Origin of the sequence: Blautia wexlerae (genome assembly GCF_013300825.1) — a bacterium.
Taxonomy (GTDB): Bacteria; Bacillota; Clostridia; order Lachnospirales; family Lachnospiraceae; genus Blautia_A; species Blautia_A wexlerae_B.
The window spans coordinates 15,208-40,126 of the sequence record NZ_JAAIMY010000024.1; the positions used below are offsets into that span (position 1 = coordinate 15,208).

Sequence of the window (24,919 nt, forward strand, 5' to 3'; positions counted from 1 at the left end):
CCTGTTATTATCTATTTTATGTTTGTTTGTGTTCTTTCTATATATAATGTTAGGGTTAAAATGTATTTTTCCTCTAACTTGATATGAACAAAAATATATTCTGTATATTACCACATATTCTGTCAAAATAATATCGTCATTTTTTACAAAATTTTCCTTATTATTTTCGGATATTTTATTTAGAACGTGTTTGAAAAATCAGATTTCATCATACATCAGCATGAGTAACATCTGTGCAGTTTCTACCATGTTGGTTCCTGAATCCATGCTGCATTTCTGGATGTGTCGATATGCTTCCTCTTCTGTCATCTGGTTTTTTTCCATAAGAAGGCGTTTGGCATTCGAGATATAATTCTGTTCTTTTTCTGATCTGGGCTTTGGTTTCTTTTTTTCTTTTTTGATCCGGCGTTCCAGATGATAGAGCATGTCATTGACCGTATCTATCAGTGCGCTTGCTTTCATCGGCATCTGTACAGTGCTGACGGAATTCGGTGCTTCATCTATAATACGCTGAGAAGCCAGAAGCAGCATTTCAAAATATTGTGGCAGGTCATCGAGAGCGTCTTTATAATAGGCATCTGTCAGCTTATACCCGCATATCAGGACACCACTGTCAAGTTCTGAGATACTGGCCAGCGCATTAGAGACAGAGCTGCAGACAGAGGCTACTGTGAGCCCATGTCTGTTAAGTATTGTGCGGATTTTCTTTGCGTCTTCAATTTTCGGTAACGCAATCACAATGCTGCTGCTCATAACTCTGCCACTCCTATTTCTGTTACAGCCTGAGTTTCCATCCACTGCTTATTGCCTTTTACAATTTCTACAGGGGACTTGTTTGATTCGGTTAAATTCTGTATAAGTATTCCTCGATTTCCCAGGCTGAAATTTCTCTTGTATAGCGCAGCCATTCTTTTTTCTTGGCTGCTGCGTATTCTTTACAAAATTCTGTTCCAAGTACTTCTTTGATCCAGTCACTCTGTTCGAAGTAATCAATTGCTTCGTTCAAATTTCCCGGAAGATTTTCAATCTTCATTGTTTTCTGATCTGTTTCGGATAATTCTCTGCTTGAAGACTTGGTCGGATAAATTTTCTTATGAATTCCATCCAGCCCTGCTGCCAGACATACTGCAAATACCAGATACGGATTTGCTGCTGCATCCGGACTTCTCAGTTCGATCCTTGTCTCCATACCTCTGGATCCCGGAATTCTTACCAGTGAATTCTGGTTGTTCTTTGTCCATGTCAGTTCTGTCGGTGCTTCATAGCCCGGAACCAGACGTTTGTAGGAATTTACGATAGGATTGGTGATCAGTGCCATCTCTTTGCTGTGAGCCAGAAGACCTCCTACGAAGTAATAAGCTTCTTCGCTTAATTCCTGTGGATTTCCCGGATTGACGAATACATTTCTTCCATCTTTAAATAAGGAGAAATGAATGTGCATTCCGGAGCCGTTTACTTCTGCCCTTGGTTTCGGCATAAATGTCGCATGAAGTCCATGGCGTTTGGCAATGGTACGGACCGTCATCTTAAATGACATGATCCGATCTGCAATCGTACGGACTTCACCGTATTTGAAATCTACTTCGTGCTGTGCAGGAGCAGTTTCATGGTGAGAAGATTCTACCTCAATCCCCATGTCTTCTAGATTTAATACAATATCACGTCTTGCGTTTTCACCCAGATCCACAGGACTGACATCCAGATATCCGGCCTTTTCATGTGTTACAGTAGTCGGAACTCCGTTATCATCTGTATGAAAAAGGAAAAATTCACATTCCGGATCTACCAGACAGGTGTATCCCTCCTTCTTTGCCTCCCGGGCGGTTTTCTTCAGGATATATCTCGGACTTCTCTCATGAGGGGTTCCGTCCGGACAATAGATATCGCATAACAGTCTGGCAACTTTGCCCTGCTGTGGTCTCCATGGGAGAATTGCAAAAGTGTCAAGATCCGGTCTTAAGTACATATCCGGTTCAGATTCTCCTGCAATTCCTGCGATAAAGGAACCATCTACAATACATCGGTTATCCAGCGCACGGGGAAGTTCCCGGGCAGTTATGGCGATGTTTTTCAGCGTTCCGAACATATCTGTGAACTGGAGACGGATAAATTCCACGTCTTCCTCCTCAGCCATCTGTAATATTTCTTCTCTGGTATAATTCCCCATTTTCATTCACTCCTTGTCAGCATAGTTTCTGCTGTTTTTGCTTTCTTAATGATTCTTCGATACAGTTTTGTCCTGTCTGGAAGTTTTATAGATTCTTTTTATAATGATATAAAAAATGGCGCACTTTCTACAGTTACTTTTCTATAGAAAGAACGCCTTTGTTCATGTAGGCAATTATAACAATGTACCTGTTCTTTGTCAATCGATATTTTAACCAAATCAATCGAATCACTCAAACTTCAATTGCAAATATTCACCTGACTGGCCTGATGAATCTACCAACAAAAATACTGCCATCTGATAATCTACTTTCATCAGACAGCAGCATTTTTCACTTTTATTTTATTATTTTTTACAGATAGGAATATCCCATCAGTGATTCATCTACCGCTTTCGCAGCTTCTCTGCCTTCACGGATCGCCCATACTACCAGGGACTGGCCTCTGTGCATGTCTCCTGCTGTGAAGACTTTGTCTACGGAGGTCTGATACTGCTCTGGTTTTGTATCTACATTGGTTCTTCCATTGATGGCTACCTTGAATGCGTCTGTTACATATTTCTCACTGCCAAGGAATCCGGCTGCGATAAGAACTACGTCTACAGGAATGACTTCTTCTGTTCCTTCTACAGGAACCATCATCATACGTCCTGTCTTTGGATCTTTTTCGCTCTTTAATTTTGTGAGCTTTGCCTGGCAGACATTTCCGTTTTTATCTTTGATAAACTCGGTAACAGTAGTCTGGTATACTCGTGGATCATGTCCGAATACTGCGATAGCTTCTTCCTGGCCATAGTCTGTTTTGAGGACTCTCGGCCACTGCGGCCATGGATTGGATGGTGTTCTTTCCACTGGCGGCTTGGGCATCATCTCTAACTGGATCACAGATTTGGCACCCAGACGGATAGATGTTCCCACACAGTCATTTCCTGTATCACCACCACCGATGACCAGAACATTTTTTCCTTTGGCAAGTTCATATGGAACTTTGGCAAAATCAGAGTCCAACAGCGCTTTTGTTACCTGTCCCAGGAAATCTACTGCGAAATAAATTCCTTTTGCATCCCGTCCCGGAACTTTAATGTCTCGTGGATTGGATGCTCCGCAGGCAAGGATAACGCGGTCGAACTGTTTCAGAAGTTCTTCTGCTTTGATGTCCTTTCCTACGTTTACATTTGTAACGAATTTAACTCCCTCTTCTTCCATAAGATGGATTCTTCTGTCAACAACAGCTTTATCCAGCTTCATGTTAGGGATACCGTAGCGGAGAAGTCCGCCTACACGGTCTTTTCTTTCAAATACAGTTACACTGTGGCCTCGTCTGTTTAACTGCTGGGCTGCTGCCAGTCCGGAGGGACCACTTCCGATGACTGCTATAGATTTGCCTGTACGTACTTCCGGGATCTGCGGGGTTACCCATCCGTTCTCATAGGCTGTCTCAATGATCGCACGTTCGTTTTCTTTGGTGGATACCGGTTCTCCGTTTATATTACAGGTGCAGGCTGCTTCACAGAGTGCGGGGCAGACACGGGAAGTAAATTCCGGGAAGCTATGTGTCTTGCTCAGTCTTAAGAATGCCTGTTTCCAGTTGCCTGTATAAACCAGATCGTTTGTCTCAGGTACAAGGTTGTGCAGAGGGCAGCCGGATGCCATACCGCCGATCATCATACCTGACTGGCAGAACGGGACGCCGCATGCCATGCAGCGTGCGCCCTGAAGTTTCTGTTTTTCTTTATTTAATGGGGTCCTGAATTCTTTGAAGTTTGCAATGCGGACCTTTGGCGGCAGAACTTTTGCCGTCTCTCTCTCATATTCTAAAAATCCTGTTGGTTTGCCCATGATTTCCTCCTCTTCGCCGCACTTGCTGCGGCAATAATGGTATGGCCCACGCCACCTTTTTATTTATTCTAAAAGATGACGGGGCAACATTGATAAGTTCACACGATATATTCAATTATTATCAATGTTTAGCGCCAATACTTTCATAGAACGCTTCCATCTGTGCCTGCTGACTGTTGAGTCCTTTTTCTTCCAGTTTCGCACTTAAAGTGATCATCTTCTTGTACTCATTCGGAATGAGTTTCTTGAAGTGTGGCAGATAGTAATCAAAGTCAGCGAGAACTTTCGCACCGAGTTTGGAGCCTGTAGCTTCTACATGGGCTTCGATCAGGTCACGGAGTTCTTTTTTGTCATATTTGTTTTCCACTTTTTCGATGGAAATCATAGCTTTGTTGAGGTTCTTATAAAGGACATTGTCTACGTCCAGTACATATGCGATACCGCCGCTCATACCTGCGGCAAAGTTCTTGCCAGTCTTACCAAGTACGACTACGCGGCCGCCTGTCATATATTCACAGCCGTGCTCTCCTACACCTTCTACAACTGCAGATGCACCGGAGTTACGGACTGCGAAACGCTCGCCTGCAACACCATTGATAAATGCAGTACCACTGGTTGCACCGTAGAGGGCAACGTTACCTACGATAATGTTCTCTTCTGCTTTGTATGCAGCTTTCTCCGGAACTTTCAGAATCAGTTTACCACCGGAAAGACCTTTTCCGAAGTAGTCGTTGCTGTCACCGGTCAGTTCCAGTGTCAGACCTTTCGGAATAAATGCACCGAAACTCTGTCCGCCGGCACCATTGCAGTGTACAGTGATAGTGTCATCTGCAAGTCCGTTTTTATTCTTTCTGGTGATCTCTGCACCAAGGATGGTTCCGAATGTACGGTCAATGTTTGTCAGGTTTACAGAAAGCTCTGTTTTCTGACCTTTATTGATGGCATTTGCGCATTTTTTAACCAGAACTTTTTCATCCATGGTCTTTTCCAGTTCGAAGTTATATACGGCTTTCGGGTCAAAAGTAACTTTCTGGTCTTTGCCTGCGAACGGATTGTCCAGGATTGCACTTAAGTCTACTTTGCCCTGATGTGGTTCCTGTACGTTGTCTGTCTGAACAAGGAGATCTGTACGGCCTACCATTTCACTGACTGTACGGAATCCGAGCTTGGACATGTATTCTCTTAATTCCTGTGCGATAAAGCGCATGAAATTCTCTACATATTCCGGTTTACCTTTGAATCTCTTACGAAGTTCAGGGTTCTGTGTTGCCACACCAACCGGGCAGGTATCCAGGTTACATACACGCATCATAACGCATCCCATGGTTACAAGCGGAGCTGTTGCAAAACCAAATTCCTCGGCACCCATTAATGCTGCGATCGCAACGTCACGACCACTCATAAGCTTACCGTCTGTCTCAATGCGGACACGGTTTCTCAGACCATTCTTGAGCAGTGTCTGATGTGTTTCTGCAAGTCCAAGTTCCCATGGAAGTCCTGCATTGTGGATAGAACTTCTCGGAGCTGCACCTGTACCTCCGTCATAACCAGAGATCAGAATAGTTTGTGCACCGGCTTTTGCAACACCTGCTGCAACTGTACCCACACCTGCTTCAGATACCAGTTTGACAGAAATATCTGCATATTTATTTGCATTCTTAAGGTCATAGATTAACTGTGCCAGGTCCTCGATAGAATAGATATCGTGGTGCGGTGGCGGGGAGATCAGGCTGACACCTGGTGTAGAATGACGGGTTTTGGCAATCCATGGATATACCTTCTTTGCAGGAAGATGTCCGCCTTCACCAGGTTTTGCACCCTGTGCCATCTTGATCTGGATTTCTCTTGCAGATACAAGATAACGGCTGGTTACACCGAAACGTCCGCTGGCAACCTGTTTGATTGCGGAGCATCTGTCATCGCTGCTTCCTGCAGAATCCAGTCTCTCGTCACTTTCACCGCCCTCACCTGTATTGGATTTTCCATGGAGGTGATTCATGGCGATTGCCAGTGTCTCATGTGCTTCCTGTGAAATAGAACCATAGGACATAGCACCTGTCTTAAATCGTTTTACGATATCATCTACACTTTCTACTTCTTCAAGCGGAACCGGTGTCTCAGCAAACTTAAAGTCCAGAAGACCTCTTAAGTTTCCGTGGTTTTCTTTATCTACCAGATCTGTGTACTGTTTGAACAGATCATAGCTTCCTGTCCATGTGGACTGCTGCAGAAGATGGATGGTCTGAGGATTGTAACGATGTTCCTCTCCCTGGCTTCTCATCTTATGTGCACCAACGCTGTCCAGTGTTAGGTCTGTCGGAAGTCCTAACGGGTCAAATGCTTCTGAGTGAAGTTTCTCTACATTCTCTTCGATGTCTTCCAGTGTGATTCCGCCCACACGGCTGACTGTACCTGTAAAGTATTTCTCGATCACATCAGAAGAGATACCAATTGCCTCAAAAATCTGAGATCCCTGATAGGACTGAATGGTGGAAATACCCATCTTGGAAGCAATCTTTACAATTCCGCTGATAACTGCATGGTTGTAATCATCTACTGCTGCATAGTAATCTTTGTCCAGCATATGGCTGTCGATCAGTTCATGAATGGTCTCAAGGGCAAGGTACGGGTTGATGGCACTTGCGCCGTAACCAAGTAAGGTTGCAAAGTGATGTACTTCTCTTGGCTCTCCGGATTCCAGGATAATTGCAAGGGAGGTACTCTTTTTCGTCTTTACCAGATGCTGATGAACTGCGGATACTGCCAGAAGTGACGGGATTGGCATATGATTTTCATCTACTCCCCTGTCTGAAAGAACAAGGATGTTTGCACCCTCACGGAATGCTTTATCTACTTCTACAAAAAGACGGTCAATTGCTCTCTCAAGCTTGGTGCTTTTGTAATATAAGGTAGAAACAACAGCTGTCTTGAAGCCCTCATGCTTGAAGCTCTTGATCTTCATCATGTCTGTATTTGTCAGGATCGGGTTATTAATCTTTAATACCTGACAGTTTTCCGGTTTCTGCTCCAGCAGGTTTCCGTCTTTACCTACATAAACACTTGTGCTGGTAACGATTTCCTCACGGATCGCATCGATCGGAGGGTTGGTAACCTGTGCAAAGAGCTGTTTAAAGTAGTCAAATAATGGTCTGTTCTGTTTGGAAAATACTGCAAGCGGGGTATCCACACCCATAGCTCCGATGCTCTCTGCTCCGTTTAACGCCATGTTTCTGATGGAAGTACGGTACTGCTCATAAGTATAGCCGAATGCTTTCTGCAGACGTGCTCTCTGCTCAGGTGTATATTCTTCCGGTCTTTCGTTAGGAATCTTGATGTCTTTTAACTGTACCAGATGACTATCCAGCCATTCACCGTATGGCTGCATTTTTGCATAACCCTCTTTCAGTTCATTGTCATCAATTACTTTTCCCTTTACAGTATCTACAAGAAGCATTTTTCCAGGATGGAGACGCTCTTTTAATACGATTTTCTCTTCCGGGATTGGCAGAACACCCACTTCTGAGGAAAGGATCATGTAACCATCGGAGGTAATATAATATCTGGATGGACGGAGACCGTTTCTGTCCAGGACAGCTCCCATCACATCACCGTCTGAGAAGAGGATAGATGCAGGTCCGTCCCATGGCTCCATCATAGTTGCATAGTACTGGTAGAAATCACGCTTTGCCTGTGAAATAGTATCATTGTTTGCCCATGGTTCAGGGATTGTGATCATCACTGCAAGAGGCAGCTCCATGCCACTCATTACCAGGAATTCCAGTGTATTATCAAGCATTGCAGAATCAGAACCATTTCTGTTTACAACAGGAAGCACTTTATGAAGCTGTCCCTCCAGATATGGTGATTCCATATTTTCTTCTCTTGCAAGCATCTTATCTGCGTTGCCGCGGATGGTGTTGATCTCACCGTTGTGTACCATAAAGCGGTTAGGATGTGCTCTCTCCCAGCTTGGGTTTGTGTTGGTACTGAAACGGGAATGTACCATGGCGATTGCAGATTCATAATCCGGGTTCTGAAGATCTTCGAAGAAAGTACGAAGCTGTCCAACCAGGAACATACCTTTGTAAACGATGGTACGGCTGCTCATGGAAACTACATAAGTATTATCATTACTCTGTTCAAACTCACGTCTTGCAATGTAGAGCATACGGTCAAATGGAAGACCTTTTTCCACATCTTCCGGCTTTTTGATAAATGCCTGCATAATACATGGCATACATTCTCTGGCTTTATGTCCGAGTACCTCCGGAAATACCGGAACCTGACGCCAGCCAAGAAGTTCCAGACCTTCTTTTTCAAGAATGATCTCAAACATCTTCTTTGCCTGTGCACGTTTGATCTCGTGTTGCGGGAAGAAAAACTGTGCGATGCCATATTCTCTCTCATCGCCAATCTCAAATCCCTCTTTCTTACAGGCTTTCTTGAAAAATTTATGGGAAATCTGGAGAAGGATACCTACACCGTCACCGGTTTTGCCTTCCGCATCCTTACCTGCGCGGTGTTCCAGATGTTCTACGATCTTTAATGCATTTGCAACAGTATCGTGGGTTTTCTTGCCTTTGATATTGACAACTGCTCCGATACCGCAGTTGTCATGCTCAAATTCAGGCCTGTACATACCTTGCTGTTGCTGCTGTTCTCTCACTTCTTTCATAATCTCCTCATCCTTTCTATTTCTGCTGCTGTTCTTCGCTTATTTTCTTATCGACGGCCGCCTGGATGAATCCTTTGAATAAAGGATGTGCATGGTTCGGGCGGGATTTGAATTCCGGATGGGCCTGGGTTCCTACATAGAACGGGTGCCCTGCGATCTCGATCATCTCTACGATACGATTATCAGGGGAAGTTCCTACGATATTCATTCCCTTCTCCTGAAGTTCTTTACGGAATGCATTGTTTACTTCATAACGATGTCTGTGACGCTCATGGATTTCTTTTTTGCCAAAGAGTTCATAGGATCTGGAATCTTCTGCAAGAATACATGGATAGCTTCCAAGTCTTAAGGTTCCACCAATATCTTCGATATCTTCCTGATCCGGCATTAATGCAATTACCGGATGCTTTGTCTCCGGATTCAGTTCAATACTGTTTGCATCTTCGTATCCAAGTACATGACGGGCGAATTCTACAATTGCCATCTGCATTCCCAGACAGATTCCAAGATATGGAATCTTATGTACTCTTGCGTACTGTGCTGCCAGAATCATTCCTTCTGTACCTCTGTTTCCGAAACCACCCGGAACCAGGATACCATCTACATTGTGAAGCTGCTGATCCAGATTCTTCTCTGTCAGTTCTTCAGAATCGATCCAGTCAAGCTCTACCTTGGCTCTGCAGGAAATTCCGCCATGTTTCAGTGCCTCTACTACACTGAGATATGCATCATGAAGCTGTGTATATTTTCCTACAATTGCGATCTTTACTGTTTTATTCGGATTTCTCAGACTTTCTACCATTTCCTCCCAGTCACTTAAATCCGGTTTTCTGTTTTCCAGACGGAGACTTGAAAGAACTACATCTGCAAGCTTCTCTCTTTCCATTGCAAGAGGAGCTTCATATAAATATTCCACATCCAGGTTCTGAAGTACATGTGATACAGGTACGTTGCAGAATAAAGCGATTTTTTCTTTAATGTCCTCTGTCAGCTCATGTTCACTTCTGCACACCAGTACATCCGGCTGGATTCCCATTCCCTGAAGTTCCTTTACGCTTGCCTGTGTAGGTTTTGTTTTCAGTTCTTCAGATGCCTTTAAATAAGGAATTAATGTTACGTGGATCAGGATTGCATTGTCATGTCCCACATTGAGCTGGAACTGACGAATTGCTTCCAAGAACGGTTGGCTTTCAATATCACCGACTGTTCCTCCCACCTCGATAATGGCAATCTTGTTTTCCTCCGGTGATTTGGCGCGGTAGAAACGGCTCTTAATCTCATTTGTAATATGAGGAATTACCTGTACGGTACCCCCGCCGAAATCCCCGTGACGTTCTTTCTGAAGAACAGACCAGTAAACCTTACCGGTTGTCACATTGGAATTTTTATCAAGACTCTCATCAATGAATCTCTCATAATGTCCCAGATCCAGGTCTGTCTCTGTACCATCGTCTGTTACAAAAACTTCTCCGTGCTGAATCGGGTTCATGGTTCCGGGGTCGATATTGATATAAGGATCAAACTTCTGCATGGTTACCTGGTATCCTCTCGCTTTCAGAAGACGCCCCAGAGATGCAGCTGTGATTCCCTTTCCAAGACCGGAAACAACTCCTCCTGTAACAAATACGTATTTCACTGCCATTTTGATTTCCTCCTCCATCATCCTTTGTTAATAAAAAAGCGTCAGATGCAGCTATCAGAGGGCACTTGACCCATCTGGTATTCTGCATCTGACGCCTTTGTCAGATCATCATATCTTCTATAATAATATGTTCAATTGGCTTTCTTTAAAAATATGCTATACTATAAAACATTTTTTTTCGTTTGTCAATAATGAATTTCCCATTTTTAAGCAAAAGCAAATCAAACAAGTTCCTTCTGATAAACTATGAAGCAGTTATATTTTATGGAATTACTCTGAACACAGTCATAATACAGAAAAAACGAATCTGTAGAAGTTCATCTTCCAGACCCGTCTTCTCTGCAATAATTATTCGGTTATAAAAATGCAAAATTTATGCAACTGCAAATTTCTTCAATGTACGATCAAATTCCCGGCTCTCCCCGTGGCAGTCTACTGTCAGTTCTCTGGTCAGATCCAGACTAAGTACACCAAGGATTGATTTGGCATCAATTAAAAATCTGTTGTAATAAACATCAATATCAAAATCACATCTGCTTGCAGCATTCACAAATTCCTGCACCTCTTCAGTTGCATTTAACTTGATTTTACTCTGTGACATCGTGATCACCCTTTCTGAAAACATTCTTTGTTTTTTTCTATCAGACGCCCATATTATGTTCCACATTTCAGAATTTGTCAAGTTTTTAAATTTATCCAATTTTCATAAAGCGCAAGGGTTCTATTGTACATTTTGTTCGTTTATATATGTTTTTACAGCATTATTTTATACATTATATATGACTTCATCCTATATTGGTTTTACCATTATGTGAGATTGATTCCATATATCATCGACAGGTTTCTGCATTTTTTATGAATTTTTGCGACTTAACACTTCACAATATCTGCAAACTCCGCATTTGTATAATCCGGAATCTCCATCGGATAATTTCCATCGAAGCATGCCTTACATAAGGGCAGGCCGCCCGCCATTCCTTCCAGATAATCTGTCTGCATGTAGCCAAGAGAATCTGCTCCGATCATTTTACAGATTTCCTCTGTGCTGTGGCTGGCTGCAATGAGCTGATCATTTGACGGCACATCCGTTCCGAAATAGCATGGATGTAAAAATGGCGGTGAACTGATACGTACGTGCACTTCCTTTGCTCCCGCCTCTTTTAACATGTGGATCAGGTTTGCAATGGTTGTTCCACGAACAATAGAATCATCCACCAGAACAATCCTCCTATCTTTTACAACAGATTCCAGCACACTCAGTTTCAGATGAACACTGGACTCACGTTCTTCCTGAGTCGGTTTGATAAATGTTCTTCCAATATAGCTGTTTTTATAGAACGCAAATGCAAACGGGATTCCTGATGCTTCGGAGTATCCCTTTGCAGCAGGGAGTCCGGACTCCGGTACACCTGTTACAAGATCTGCCTCTACAGGATAAGACTTGGCAAGAGATTTACCGCCGCGGATTCTGGCATCGTAGACCTTCACCCCATCAATGGTACTGTCAAGTCTTGCAAAATATATATACTCAAACACACAATGCGCACGTTTTGCAGCAGCAGACGCAAGCTCTTTATTTGACTTCAGTCCGTCTTTTGTGATCGTAAGAATCTCACCCGGCTCAATGTCACGGATAAATTCCGCACTTACAGATGTCAGAGCACAGCTCTCAGAAGCAATAACATAAGCATTTCCTCTTTTACCGAGACACAATGGTTTCAGTCCATATGGGTCGCGGACTGCGATCAGTTTTCTCGGGCTCATAACTACCAGACCATATGCACCTTTGATCTTCTTTGCAGTCTTTAGCACTGCCTCTTCTACTGTTTTAGAATGCACACGTTCTCTTGCGATATGGAACGCAATAACCTCTGAATCTGTAGTTGTATGGAAAATCGCTCCATTCTGGATCAGTTCCCATTTCAGTTCCGGTGTATTAACCAGATTTCCGTTATGTGCAAGTGCAAGAGTTCCCTTTACATAAGACAAAACAAGGGGCTGTGCATTCTCTGCAACAGAAGCTCCTGTTGTGGAATATCTTACATGACCAATACCAATATCTCCCTCATATTTACGGACAACATCCTGTCTGAGAACTTCACTTACAAGTCCCAGATCCTTATGAAACTTCACATTTCCACGCTCTCCCTTAGTATCAGAAACTGCAAGTCCGCAGGATTCCTGTCCTCTGTGCTGCAGGGAAGTCAGTCCATAATATATGGACGGAACTACATTGCCGCCATCCAGATCATAAATTCCAAAGACGCCGCACTCTTCTTTTATTCCAGCCATCTGATTTCCTCCGATCGTATTCTCTTGTCTGACTTTAACTTTACTTTCAAAACCCGCTGACATTGTTTTCTTATGTTTGGCGGGTTCCAAAATCAAATTATAATAATAGAAACAAATTTGTCAACCTATCCTTTTTTTGCCATATCTCAAAAATTTTTTCTGAATTTTTTCAAAAAAAGTGCTTGACATCTGTTTTCATTTCGTTTATAGTACAGCACATAAAGCAAAGGCGCTTTGGAAAGATCTACAGAGATCGCATCCAAGGCGCCTTTTTCGTTTTATAAAACTTTCGTTTCATAGAAAATGTTCGATGAGGAATTTTCTATGAGACGAAAACCGCAGGCAGTCACAATGGTGATCTGCAGCGGCACTACACATATTCAGAAAATATTGCAAACCGAAAGGAGAGTACCTATATGGCACAGAATATCCCTGAACTGTACGGCAGCCTGGTCTTCAACGACAAAGTAATGAGAAGTAAACTGCCAAAAGACATGTACAAAGCATTAAAGAAAACAATCGAGAGCGGTACACACCTTGAACTTGATGTTGCCAACTCCGTTGCTGTTGCAATGAAAGAATGGGCTACCGAGAACGGCGCCACTCATTATACTCACTGGTTCCAGCCAATGACAAACGTAACTGCAGAGAAACATGACAGTTTCATTTCTCCTACAGGAGATGGTCAGGTGATCATGGATTTCTCAGGAAAAGAACTGGTAAAAGGTGAGCCGGATGCTTCCAGTTTCCCGTCAGGCGGTCTTCGTGCCACATTCGAGGCAAGAGGATATACAGCATGGGATCCGACATCACCGGCATTCATCAAAGACGGAACCCTTTACATTCCTACAGCATTCTGCTCCTACAGCGGAGAAGCTCTTGATAAAAAGACCCCTCTCCTTCGTTCCATGCAGACACTTGATAAAGAAGCTACAAAACTTCTCCATATAATAGGTAATAAAGATGTCAAACACGTAAATACAACTGTAGGTCCTGAACAGGAATACTTCCTGGTAGACAAGGAATTATACAAGCAGAGAAAAGACCTTGTATTCTGCGGACGTACATTGATCGGTGCTCCTGCTCCTAAAGGTCAGGAAATGGAAGATCATTACTTCGGTGCTCTGAAACCTCGTGTTGCAGCTTATATGCATGACCTGGATGTAGAGCTCTGGAAACTTGGTATTCCTGCCAAAACAAAACATAACGAAGTTGCTCCTGCACAGCACGAGCTGGCTCCTGTATTCGATACAACAAACGTTGCAGTTGATCACAACCAGTTAACAATGGAAGTAATGAAGAAAGTTGCCGACAAGCATGGACTTGTATGCCTCCTTCATGAGAAACCATTTGAGGGAATCAACGGAAGCGGTAAACACAACAACTGGTCTATGATCACAGATACCGGTGTAAATATCCTTGATCCGGGAAAAACACCTGCTGAAAATACACAGTTCCTGATTTTCCTGACAGCTGTTATCAAAGCAGTTGATGAATATGCAGATGTACTTCGTATTTCTGTAGCAAGTGCAGGAAATGATCACCGTCTCGGTGCAAACGAGGCTCCGCCTGCTGTTGTATCCGTATTCCTCGGCGATGAACTGACAGAAGTATTAAAATCTATCGAAAATAATGAATACTTTGCAGGAAGCCGCGCAGTCCAGATGGATATCGGTGCAAAAGTACTTCCACATTTCGTAAAAGACAATACAGACAGAAACCGTACTTCACCATTCGCATTTACAGGAAACAAATTTGAATTCCGTATGCTTGGTTCCGAGGCTTCTGTTGCAAACCCGAACATTATCTTAAACACTGCTGTCGCTGAGTGTGTTCACCAGTTTGCAGAACAGTTAAAAGATGTACCGGAAGACAAGATGGAGGATGCAATCCACGAGCTGATCAAGAAGACAATTATTAATCATAAACGTGTTATCTTTAACGGAAACGGTTATACAGACGAATGGATTGAAGAAGCTACGAAACGTGGTCTCTTCAACCTGAAATCTACACCGGATGCTCTTCCTCAGTGGATCGCAGATAAGAATATTGAACTCTTTACCAAATATCATATCTTCACAAAAGAAGAAATTGAATCCCGTTATGAGATCTGGCTGGAATCCTATTCCAAGATTCTTAACATTGAGTCCAATACTATGGTTGAAATGGTACAGAAGGATTTCCTTCCATCTGTATTCGCATATATCGACAAAGTTGCAGCTACTGCTGTTGCTAAAAAATCAGTTGTTTCAGATGTCAGCACAGCTTCTGAAGGAAAACTGATCAAAGAGCTGTCACAGCTTGCTGATGAGATTTCCACAGGTCTTGAGACCTTAAAAGCAGACACTGCCAAAGCGCTTGCTACAGAAGATCCTCTGGCTAATGCAAAAGCATACCAGACAGTTGTTCTTTCTGATATGGATGAACTCAGAAAGTCTGTAGATGCAGCAGAAACTCTGATTCCGGATGCACTGCTTCCATATCCTACATATGACAAGCTTCTGTTTTCCGTTTAATTAACAGGTAATAACAGGGGAATATCTTTATGAACTCTACTTCATAATTCATTATCGATTTCCTCATCCATTAATCACACGATATTTTGATATTCCCCTGTTTTACATATAATTTTGATTTTAAACTGCATTGCATACAGTCATACGAAATGTCTTTTCTATTACATCAGTTATGCAATACACTATAAATATGGATTTTATATTCGCAAAAGCGCGATGAACTGGCTACATTTCCAGGCATTGCGCTTTTTGCATTTTATAAAATATGAGGAAATTTTTATGAGGGAGGAATATTATTATGGAATTTTCCGCAGTAAACACAATATGGGTGCTGGTCGGCGCCGCACTGGTCTTCTTTATGCAGGCCGGATTCGCAATGGTAGAAACAGGCTTCACACGAGCCAAAAACGCAGGTAACATTATTATGAAAAACCTGATGGACTTCTGTATCGGAACCCCGGTCTTCTGGCTGGTCGGCTTCGGTCTGATGTTTGGTGCAGGTAATGGATTTATCGGAAAGATCGGTGGTATTGCCACAGAAGCACACTATGGTTCAGGAATGCTTCCTGACGGAGTTCCTTTCTGGGCATTCTTAATCTTCCAGACAGTATTCTGTGCAACATCCGCAACAATTGTTTCCGGTGCAATGGCAGAACGTACCAAGTTCCTTTCCTATTGCATCTACAGTCTTATGATCAGTCTTGTTGTATATCCGGTATCCGGACACTGGATCTGGGGCGGTGGATTTATCAGCCAGATGGGATTTCATGATTTCGCAGGTTCCTGTGCAGTACATATGGTAGGTGGTGTGGCAGCTCTGATTGGTGCCATCATCCTTGGACCTCGTATCGGTAAATATACAAAAGACGGCAAATCAAAGGCTATCCCAGGGCACAACCTTACAGTTGGTGCTTTAGGTGTATTTATCCTCTGGTTCTGCTGGTTCGGATTTAACGGCGCTTCCACAGTCAGCATGGAAGGCGATGCAATTGTAAGTGCAGGTAAAATCTTCGTTACTACTAACCTTGCAGCAGCTGTTGCAACTGTAACTGTTATGATCATCACATGGGTACGTTACAAAAAACCAGATGTTTCCATGTCTCTGAATGGTTCTCTTGCAGGACTTGTAGCAATTACAGCAGGATGTGACACAGTTTCTCCTACATCCGCAGCAATCATCGGTATTGCTTCCGGTTTTATCGTAGTATTTGGTATTGAATTTATTGACAAGGTTCTGAAAATTGATGACCCTGTTGGTGCTGTCGGTGTTCATGGTTTAAACGGTGCTTTCGGTACCCTTGCAGTTGGTCTTTTCTCAGACGGATCAGGCACAGACTGGAAAGGACTCCTTACAGGCGGCGGCTTCCACGGATTTGGTGTTCAGTTCACTGGTATGATCATTACAATCGCATGGGTTGTTGTTACTATGACAATTATCTTCCAGGTAATCAAACATACAATCGGACTTCGTGTTTCAGCTGAAGAAGAGATTGCAGGTCTTGACTCCAAAGAACATGGTCTTGCAAGTGCTTATGACGGTTTCGCAATGGCTGGTGTTCCGACTCCTATGGGAACTTCCATAAAAGCTCCTGTTGTCACAGCCAGACCTTCTGCTCCTGCTGAATCAGTTCCTGAACTTCCGAAAGAAGGCGTTCATAAGCTTACAAAAGTTGTTATCATCACTCGTCAGAATAAACTTGATGAATTTATGCAGGCAATGAACGAGATTGGTGTTACAGGTATCACTATCACGAACGTTCTCGGATGCGGTGTACAGAAAGGGGCTCCATCCTACTATCGTGGTGTTGAGATGGAAATGAATCTTCTTCCTAAGATCAAAATTGAGATTGTTGTCAGTCTCGTACCTGTACAGAAAGTTATTGAAACTGCCAAAGCAGTCCTTCATACAGGCCAGATTGGTGATGGTAAAGTATTTGTATATGATATTGAAAATGTAGTGAAGATCCGTACCGGAGAAGAAGGTTATCTAGCTCTCCAGGATACTAAATAAGCTTTCCACTCATAATAAATATCCTAAAAGGAAGAAAGCCCCGGGGTTATTCCCGGGGCTTTCTTCCTTTAATTTCTGTTTCTGTCATTCTGTTCTTCATGTGGAGACAATCTGGGTAAATTCCAGTGATAATGCGCGGCCAGATATCGGATCAGCACCACCACAATTGACGATACCACCATCGCTTCTACATTTCCCACAAACCGGTTCATATATACGCAAACGATCGCGCCAATGATTGATGCACAGGCATAGATATGCTTTACAAAAATATACGGCGGCACACTTGCCATCATATCTCTCAAAAGACCACCTCCCACTCCTGTGATCGTTCCGAGAAACACAAGCAGAAATGCATTATCCATATGTCCCTGACGGATTCCCGCATTTACTCCTACTACTGTAAAAATCCCCAGTCCCACAGAGTCCAGCACCAGCATAAATTTGTCATAGGTTTCTCTTCTGTGTCCCTCCAAAAGCTCTCTTTTGAAATAAAAAATAAAGAACACAATACAGGAAGCAAGCACAGATACCAGTGCATACACCGGATTTCTGAATACAGCCGGAGGTATCACTCCCAGAACAATATCCCTGATCATTCCTCCTCCTACTGCCGTTGCCACCCCCAGGACACTGACGCCAAAAATATCCATATTGCGCTCTACTCCCACCATTGCTCCGGAAGCTGCAAACGCCACAGTTCCTGCCATTTCCATGACAAATGTCACTATTGACTGATAATCCATATTTAGTTTTTAACTCCTGATCTTATTTTTCTTGTATTCCCCTTTTAACTCTGATGTCAGAATAGCACAACATCTACTTATCTGGCAATAACTGTTTTACAGATGCACCTTTAAATAACGTACCATCCACAGTAAATTTGTCGATCATAGTTGTCTTCGGATTCTCGATCAGATCGATCAGCTTCTCAGCCGCAATCCTGCCGATCGCAACCGTATCCTGACAGAGCGTTGTCAGCTTCGGTTCCAGTATCTTCGCAATGGTAATTCCATCATATCCTGCGATAGAAATATCCTCCGGAATCCGAAGTCCTCTCTCCCGAATCTCATTGATTCCTCCAATGGCCGCATAATCATCCGGATAAAGAATACAGGTCGGCGGATTTGGCAGATCCAGCAACTCTCTAGTTGCTTTCGCAGCGCTGTCCGCATCTCTGTACGGACTTTCCTTAATATAATCATCAGGAGTTTCCACTCCCACTCTCTGCAAAGTCCGGTAAAAACTGGTAAGACGTATCCTGGTTACAGATGTATTATCCCCGTGAATATATGCAATACGCCTGTGTCCCTGATTATAAATATAAGTAACCAGATCTTCCATTCCCTGACCGTTATTGGAAACAACTGCAATGTTTCCATCAAACACATGATCAATGGTTACCACCGGAATCTCCGAACGGATCAGTTCCTGCACTTCATCTGCATAGAAATCCACACAGGCAATCACAACCCCGTCTACTCCTCTGTAACGGCAATGCTCATAATAACTCAGTTTCTGTCCGGAAATCTTTCCGCTCGTGAAGGTAATATCGTACCCTCTTTCCTCTGCAGTCCTCTTAAAGCTCTCCAGCACATGATTAAAATAATCATGGGTAAGCCCGCTGGCAGCTTCATCAACAAACATTACTCCGATATTATAGCTTCTCTTAGTCTTCAGCGTTCTTGCTGAAGAATTAGGCAAGTATCCCATTTCCGAAGCTGTTTTCAGAATCATTTTCCGTGTTTCCTCACTGATATCGGAATAACCATTCAATGCTTTGCTGACACTGGCCACAGAGACATTACACTTTTTCGCAATTTCTTTCATCGAAACCATAGGTATGCCTCAATCTTTCCTAAAATTTTCGTAAACGTTTTCGTGCTTTTATTGTATAGCTACCCGCACAATTATTCAAGCTTTTAGATTTATTTTTTGTGCATCTTTGCTATTTTTTGTATGATTGCACAATTTTTATCCCTTATATTTTCCTTTTATCACAAATCCTTTTCATCATTTTAACGAAATTTCACTCTTATTTTTTGACATTTATTTCTCTGCAAAGCAGTTGATTTTATCAACATCTTCCGTTATACTAAAGAAAAATAGCAGTAATGCCACGATAATCGTACGTTTTTATTCTAAACTTATTCGTTTTCGTGTATTTGTTTTCTGTATATTCAGAACAATTGCTACAAATCATTTATAAAACAGGAGGACTTCTTATGAAATTCGGTTATTTCGATGACAGTGCCAAAGAATACGTCATCACTACACCAGACACTCCACTCCCATGGATTAACTATCTGGGGTCTCAGGATTTCTTCTCACTGATTTCCAATACCTGTGGCGGATACAGTTTCTACAAAGATGCCAAACTTCTTCGCATCACTCGTTACCGCTACAATAATATCCCGGTAGATTCAAACGGAAAATATTACTACATCCATGACGGCGAAGAAATCTGGAATCCAGGTTCCATGCCTTCCAAAACACCTCTGGATTCTTATGAATGCCATCACGGAATCGGCTACAGCCGTTTTCTTTCTTCCAAAAATGGATTAAAAGCTAATCTTCTTGCTTTTGTTCCTGTTAACTCAACCTGCGAAATCAACAAACTGACTCTCACAAATACAACTGATACTTCGAAAACTTTTTCCCTTTTCTCTTATGTAGAGTTCTGTCTATGGAACGCAGTTGATGACAGCACAAACTTCCAGAGAAATTTAAGCATCGGAGAAGTCGAACTCGAAGGCAGCACTATTTACCACAAAACCGAATATCGCGAACGCCGCAGACATTACAGTTTCTTCAGCGTAAACAGCCCTGTTGATGGTTTTGATACCAGCAGAGATGTTTTCCTTGGTATGAATAACGGAAACGCTTTCCCTGCTGCTGTAAAAGAAAATAAAGCAAGAAATTCTGTGGCAAGCGGCTGGTACCCTATCGCAAGCCACCAGATTAATATAACACTTTCCGCCGGAGAATCCAAGGACTTTATTTTTATTCTTGGTTACAGCGAGAACCCTCAGGATCAGAAGTTTGTTGCTCCGAACGTAATCCGCAAAGACGGCGCACATAAAATCCTTGAACAGTTCCAGACAACCGAACAGGTTGATGCGGCATTCGCAGAACTGAATGCTTACTGGGATACACTACTCTCTCGTTATCATGTAGAAAGTAATGACGAACACGTAAACCGTATGGCCAACATCTGGAACCAGTATCAGTGTATGGTCACTTTCAACATGTCACGTTCTGCTTCTTACTACGAATCCGGCACAGGCCGTGGAATGGGATTCCGTGATTCCTGTCAGGATCTTCTTGGTTTCGTACACCTGATCCCGGAACGTGCAAGAGAACGTATCCTGGACATCGCAGCTACTCAGTTCGAAGATGGAAGCGCTTATCATCAGTATCAGCCACTTACCAAGAAGGGTAATCTGGACATCGGAAGTGGATTTAATGATGACCCATTATGGCTGATTGCAGCTGTTTCCGCTTATCTGAAAGAAACAGGTGACTTCTCTATCTTAAATGAGATGGTAGATTTCGATAATCAAAAAGAAAAAGCAGCACCTCTGTATGAGCATCTGCGCCGTTCTTTCGAATATACAGCCACTCATCTCGGACCGCACAAGCTGCCATTGATCGGACGTGCAGACTGGAACGACTGCCTGAACCTTAACTGTTTCTCCACAGAACCGGGAGAATCCTTCCAGACTACAGGACCTTCCGAAGGACCTGTTGCAGAGTCTGTATTTATCGCAGGTATGTTTGTAAAATACGGCAGAGAATTCGCAGAGATCAGCCGTCATATGGGGGACACCACAGCCGCAGACAGAGCCGAAAAAGAAGTCGATACCATGTATCAGGCAGTTCTGGATGCCGGCTGGGATGGAGAATGGTTTGTACGTGCATATGATGCAGAATCAAAAAAAGTTGGTTCCAAAGAATGCAAGGAAGGTCAGATCTTTATCGAACCGCAGGGCTTCTGCGTTATGGCAGGAATCGGTGTGAAAGAAGGTCTTGCCCAAAAGGCTCTGGATTCTGTCAAAGAGCGTCTGGATACCAAATACGGTATTATGATCCTTCAGCCGGCCTATACCCAGTATTATCTGAACCTTGGAGAAATTTCCTCCTATCCGCCGGGATATAAAGAGAACGCAGGTATCTTCTGTCACAATAATCCATGGGTTTCTATCGCAGAAACCGTCATCGGACGCGGCAACAGAGCTTTTGAGATTTACAAAAAGACCTGCCCGTCCTACATCGAAGATATCAGCGAAATCCACTGTACGGAACCATATGTATATTCTCAGATGGTTGCAGGCGCTGACGCAGTTTTCCATGGTCAGGCAAAGAACAGCTGGCTGACAGGTACTGCAGCATGGACTTTCTGGAACCTGTCTCAGGCTATCTTGGGTGTTCAGCCATCCTACGACGGACTGTGTATCAACCCATGTATCCCGGAAGGATTTGGTAATTTCACACTTACCAGAACATTCCGCGATGCTGTTTACCACATCGAAGTCAAGAACCCGGATAACGTTCAGAAGGGTGTTAAGAAAGTGGTTGTAGACGGCAAAGAATATGAAGGCTGCCTGATTCCTTTTGAAGAAGGTAAGAAGGAATATCATGTAACTGTTTGCATGGGATAATGATTTCATTCTTTTTGCTCACGACAGATACATCATAAACAGAAAAGTCGATTTTCAGATATCATCCACAGGAGTTTACTTCTCCTGTGATGATCTGAAAATCGACTTTTTTATCTTTATGCTCCCTTATCCTGAACATTTCTTATCTTCGCATATTTAAAGATATGACTGAGTCTGCATATACTGTCCGAGACTTAGAATGGTTAAGAAGAGACTTGGAAAAATTACAACAAAAAGGGAGCTACTCAATGATGAATAACTCCCAATTTTTTAAATCACATGTGTTACAAACGGTGTGTTGCAAACGTGTTACAAACGACCCCATTTTAACCATTTTTCACTACTCTGTTTGGACACGATAAATGCTTATTTTAAGCCATTTATTAGAATTTACCAGCTTTAGCAGCTTCCTCGATGGAAACAGCTACTGCAACTGTCATACCAACCATCGGGTTGTTACCAGCGCCGATGAGACCCATCATCTCTACGTGAGCCGGTACGGAAGAAGAACCAGCGAACTGTGCATCAGAGTGCATACGTCCTAATGTATCTGTCATACCGTAGGAAGCTGGACCTGCTGCCATGTTGTCTGGGTGAAGTGTACGTCCTGTACCACCACCGGAAGCAACTGAGAAGTATTTCTTACCTGCTTCAAGACGTTCTTTCTTGTATGTACCTGCAACCGGATGCTGGAAACGTGTCGGGTTTGTGGAGTTACCTGTGATAGAAACGTCAACGTCTTCTTTCCACATGATAGCAACACCTTCCGGAACGCTGTTAGCGCCGTAGCAGTTAACTTTTGCACGAAGTCCTTCGGAGTATGCTTTTCTGAATACTTCTTTAACTTCGTTCTTGTATGGATCGTATTCTGTCTCTACATATGTAAAGCCGTTGATACGGGAGATGATCTGAGCAGCATCTTTTCCAAGACCGTTCAGGATAACACGTAATGGTTTCTGACGAACTTTGTTAGCTTTCTCAGCGATACCGATAGCACCTTCAGCTGCTGCGAAGGACTCATGTCCAGCCAGGAAGCAGAAGCACTCTGTTTCTTCTTCAAGAAGCATCTTGCCAAGGTTACCATGTCCAAGACCTACTTTACGTGTATCAGCAACGGATCCAGGAATACAGAAAGCCTGAAGTCCTTCACCGATAGCTGCTGCTGCGTCTGCTGCTTTCTTACATCCTTTTTTGATTGCGATTGCAGCACCTACTGTATATGCCCAGCAAGCGTTCTCAAAACAGATTGGCTGAATGCCTTTGATCTGATCGTAAACATTAAGACCTGCGTCTTTTGTGATTTTCTCAGCTTCTTCGATAGAAGCAATGCCATAGCTGTTTAAAACAGAATTGATCTTGTCAATTCGTCTCTCATATGATTCAAATAAAGCCATTTCCTGTTACCTCCTAAATTATTCTTTTCTTGGGTCGATAATTTTAACAGCGTCTGCAACACGGCCGTACTGACCTTTTGCTTTTTCCCATGCAGTATTCGGGTCATCGCCTTTTTTGATGAAATCAGTCATTTTTCCAAGGCTTACGAACTGATATCCGATGATCTCATCATCTGCATCAAGAGCAATACCTGTTACATAACCTTCTGCCATTTCAAGGTAACGAGGTCCTTTTTTCAGAGTTCCATACATTGTACCAACCTGAGAGCGAAGTCCTTTACCAAGGTCTTCAAGTCCAGCACCTACTGGAAGTCCTTCTTCTGAGAATGCAGACTGTGTACGTCCATAAACGATCTGAAGGAAGAGTTCTCTCATAGCTGTGTTAATCGCATCACAAACTAAGTCAGTGTTCAGTGCCTCCATAACTGTAAGTCCCGGAAGAATCTCGGAAGCCATAGCTGCAGAGTGAGTCATACCTGAACATCCGATAGTCTCAACCAGTGCTTCCTGGATGATACCCTCTTTAACATTTAATGTAAGCTTGCAGGCACCCTGCTGTGGTGCACACCAGCCAACACCGTGTGTAAGACCGGAAATATCTTTGACTTCTTTTGCCTGTACCCATTTAGCTTCTTCTGGGATTGGAGCGGCGCCATGATGAACGCCCTGTGCAACTGGGCACATTTCTTCTACTTCGCGTGAATAAATCATTGTAAAACTCCTTTCAAGTATAGATTAACTTCATGTTGTTATACTCGCCGCTGTACAGAACTGCTGAATGAACTGCACAGGGTAAAACTCTGATGTCTGCTGAATGACTTCAGAGGAGTATGCCTAACAACCTAGTGTTATTTTCTCACAAAAGTGCTGATTCGTCCAGTCATAAATTGTAAAATTTTTAACCATCTTTGATTTTTTTGTGGTAAAATAGTTCTAATTTCTATTAATGAAGGGATTTCTATTATGACAACAAAGTTACCTGCTTCCTTTCTCCCTGCAAAATTTCAGGTTCTGAGCGGGAGCACTTTAAAATTAATCGCTATCATCCTGATGCTGATCGACCATACCGGCTTAATGATCCTGTATAATTATCCGGCCACAACTGCAACCCTTTTCAGTTTCGGCGGCGTGGATTACAGCTGGTATCGGATTTTCCGGGATATCGGCAGGGCCGCTTTTCCAATTTTCTGTTTTCTGTTAGTGGAGGGATTTCTGCATACACATAACCGTAAGAAATATGGCCTGAATCTGTTTCTATTTGCATGTATCTCTGAGATTCCATGGAACTTCATGTTTACCAACACCTGGAGATATGAAAAACAGAATGTATTTTTCACCCTGTTTCTGGGATACCTGGCATTCTGTGCCCTGGAATACTTCTGGGATAATCAGAAAATGCAGCTTGTCTGCGTGCTGGCACTGCTGACTGTCTCTGTGTTTCTGAAGGCAGATTACGGATGGCGGGGATTTGTATTCCTGCTGATCATGTACTGGTTCCGCAACGATAAAACCGCCCAGGCGATCATCGGAAGCTGCTGGCTTTACTATGAATGGAAAGCCTGCTTTGCTTTTCTTTCCATTAATATGTACAATGGTGAACGTGGATTTGTAAAAGGAAAATTTCTGAAATATGTTTTTTACTGGTTTTATCCGGTGCACATTACCATTCTGGTAATCCTGAGAAAACTTTTATTTCATATGTAATATCAGGTACAACAAATATC

General features: G+C 42.9%; 15 protein-coding genes. 4 read left to right on the top strand and 11 right to left on the bottom strand.

What is annotated here, in order from left to right; translation table 11 throughout:
* Positions 1-198 precede the first annotated feature (198 nt).
* The 7 genes from G4417_RS12265 to purF all read right to left on the bottom strand — a co-directional run bounded on the left by G4417_RS12265 (position 199) and on the right by purF (position 12,613).
* Complete coding sequence (locus G4417_RS12265) at positions 199-753, bottom strand: ANTAR domain-containing response regulator (RefSeq protein WP_022380270.1); 555 nt, start codon at positions 751-753, stop codon at positions 199-201.
* Between the two features lie 91 nt (positions 754-844).
* Positions 845-2,167 (bottom strand): glutamine synthetase family protein, encoded by a 1,323-nt coding sequence (locus tag G4417_RS12270; protein ID WP_119233465.1) that lies wholly within the window; start codon positions 2,165-2,167, stop codon positions 845-847.
* Between the two features lie 352 nt (positions 2,168-2,519).
* Positions 2,520-4,004, bottom strand: a complete 1,485-nt coding sequence (locus tag G4417_RS12275; RefSeq protein ID WP_173683692.1) for a glutamate synthase subunit beta — start codon at positions 4,002-4,004, stop codon at positions 2,520-2,522.
* Between the two features lie 121 nt (positions 4,005-4,125).
* Positions 4,126-8,679 (bottom strand): glutamate synthase large subunit, encoded by a 4,554-nt coding sequence (gene gltB, locus G4417_RS12280; protein WP_173683693.1) that lies wholly within the window; start codon positions 8,677-8,679, stop codon positions 4,126-4,128.
* Positions 8,680-8,695: 16 nt separating this feature from the next.
* A complete protein-coding gene (locus tag G4417_RS12285; protein WP_119235390.1) occupies positions 8,696-10,321 on the bottom strand; it encodes a CTP synthase in 1,626 nt (541 codons plus the stop codon).
* Positions 10,322-10,694: 373 nt separating this feature from the next.
* On the bottom strand, positions 10,695-10,922 hold the full coding sequence (locus tag G4417_RS12290) for an HPr family phosphocarrier protein (RefSeq protein WP_020993699.1): 228 nt from the start codon (positions 10,920-10,922) through the stop codon (positions 10,695-10,697).
* Positions 10,923-11,191: 269 nt separating this feature from the next.
* On the bottom strand, positions 11,192-12,613 hold the full coding sequence (purF, locus tag G4417_RS12295; protein ID WP_173683694.1) for an amidophosphoribosyltransferase: 1,422 nt from the start codon (positions 12,611-12,613) through the stop codon (positions 11,192-11,194).
* Between the two features lie 416 nt (positions 12,614-13,029).
* Between purF and G4417_RS12300 the strand changes: the two genes are divergently transcribed.
* Positions 13,030-15,129 carry a glutamine synthetase III gene (locus G4417_RS12300; RefSeq protein WP_173683695.1) on the top strand — a complete coding sequence of 700 codons (2,100 nt, stop codon included), beginning with the start codon at positions 13,030-13,032 and terminating at the stop codon, positions 15,127-15,129.
* A 298-nt stretch (positions 15,130-15,427) separates the two neighbouring features.
* Positions 15,428-17,140 carry an ammonium transporter gene (locus G4417_RS12305; RefSeq protein WP_173683696.1) on the top strand — a complete coding sequence of 571 codons (1,713 nt, stop codon included), beginning with the start codon at positions 15,428-15,430 and terminating at the stop codon, positions 17,138-17,140.
* A 68-nt stretch (positions 17,141-17,208) separates the two neighbouring features.
* On the opposite strand, the gene G4417_RS12310 is transcribed toward G4417_RS12305, so the two are convergent.
* Positions 17,209-17,886: a trimeric intracellular cation channel family protein gene (locus tag G4417_RS12310; RefSeq protein WP_173683697.1), complete on the bottom strand. Its 678-nt coding sequence runs from the start codon at positions 17,884-17,886 to the stop codon at positions 17,209-17,211.
* Positions 17,887-17,959: 73 nt separating this feature from the next.
* Positions 17,960-18,979, bottom strand: coding sequence for a LacI family DNA-binding transcriptional regulator (locus tag G4417_RS12315; RefSeq protein WP_173683698.1), 1,020 nt, complete (start codon positions 18,977-18,979; stop codon positions 17,960-17,962).
* Positions 18,980-19,365: 386 nt separating this feature from the next.
* Between G4417_RS12315 and G4417_RS12320 the strand changes: the two genes are divergently transcribed.
* Positions 19,366-21,801, top strand: a complete 2,436-nt coding sequence (locus G4417_RS12320) for a GH36-type glycosyl hydrolase domain-containing protein (protein ID WP_173683699.1) — start codon at positions 19,366-19,368, stop codon at positions 21,799-21,801.
* Positions 21,802-22,184: 383 nt separating this feature from the next.
* On the opposite strand, the gene G4417_RS12325 is transcribed toward G4417_RS12320, so the two are convergent.
* Together G4417_RS12325 and G4417_RS12330 are read right to left on the bottom strand one after the other, a co-directional pair.
* On the bottom strand, positions 22,185-23,195 hold the full coding sequence (locus G4417_RS12325) for a GGGtGRT protein (protein ID WP_008707497.1): 1,011 nt from the start codon (positions 23,193-23,195) through the stop codon (positions 22,185-22,187).
* An 18-nt stretch (positions 23,196-23,213) separates the two neighbouring features.
* Entirely contained in the window at positions 23,214-23,906 is a 693-nt protein-coding gene (locus tag G4417_RS12330; protein WP_008707498.1) for an iron-sulfur cluster assembly scaffold protein, read from the bottom strand.
* 252 nt (positions 23,907-24,158) lie between these two features.
* On the opposite strand from G4417_RS12330, the gene G4417_RS12335 reads away from it, so the two are divergent.
* A complete protein-coding gene (locus tag G4417_RS12335) occupies positions 24,159-24,899 on the top strand; it encodes a TraX family protein (RefSeq protein ID WP_055058250.1) in 741 nt (246 codons plus the stop codon).
* Positions 24,900-24,919: the final 20 nt, after the last annotated feature.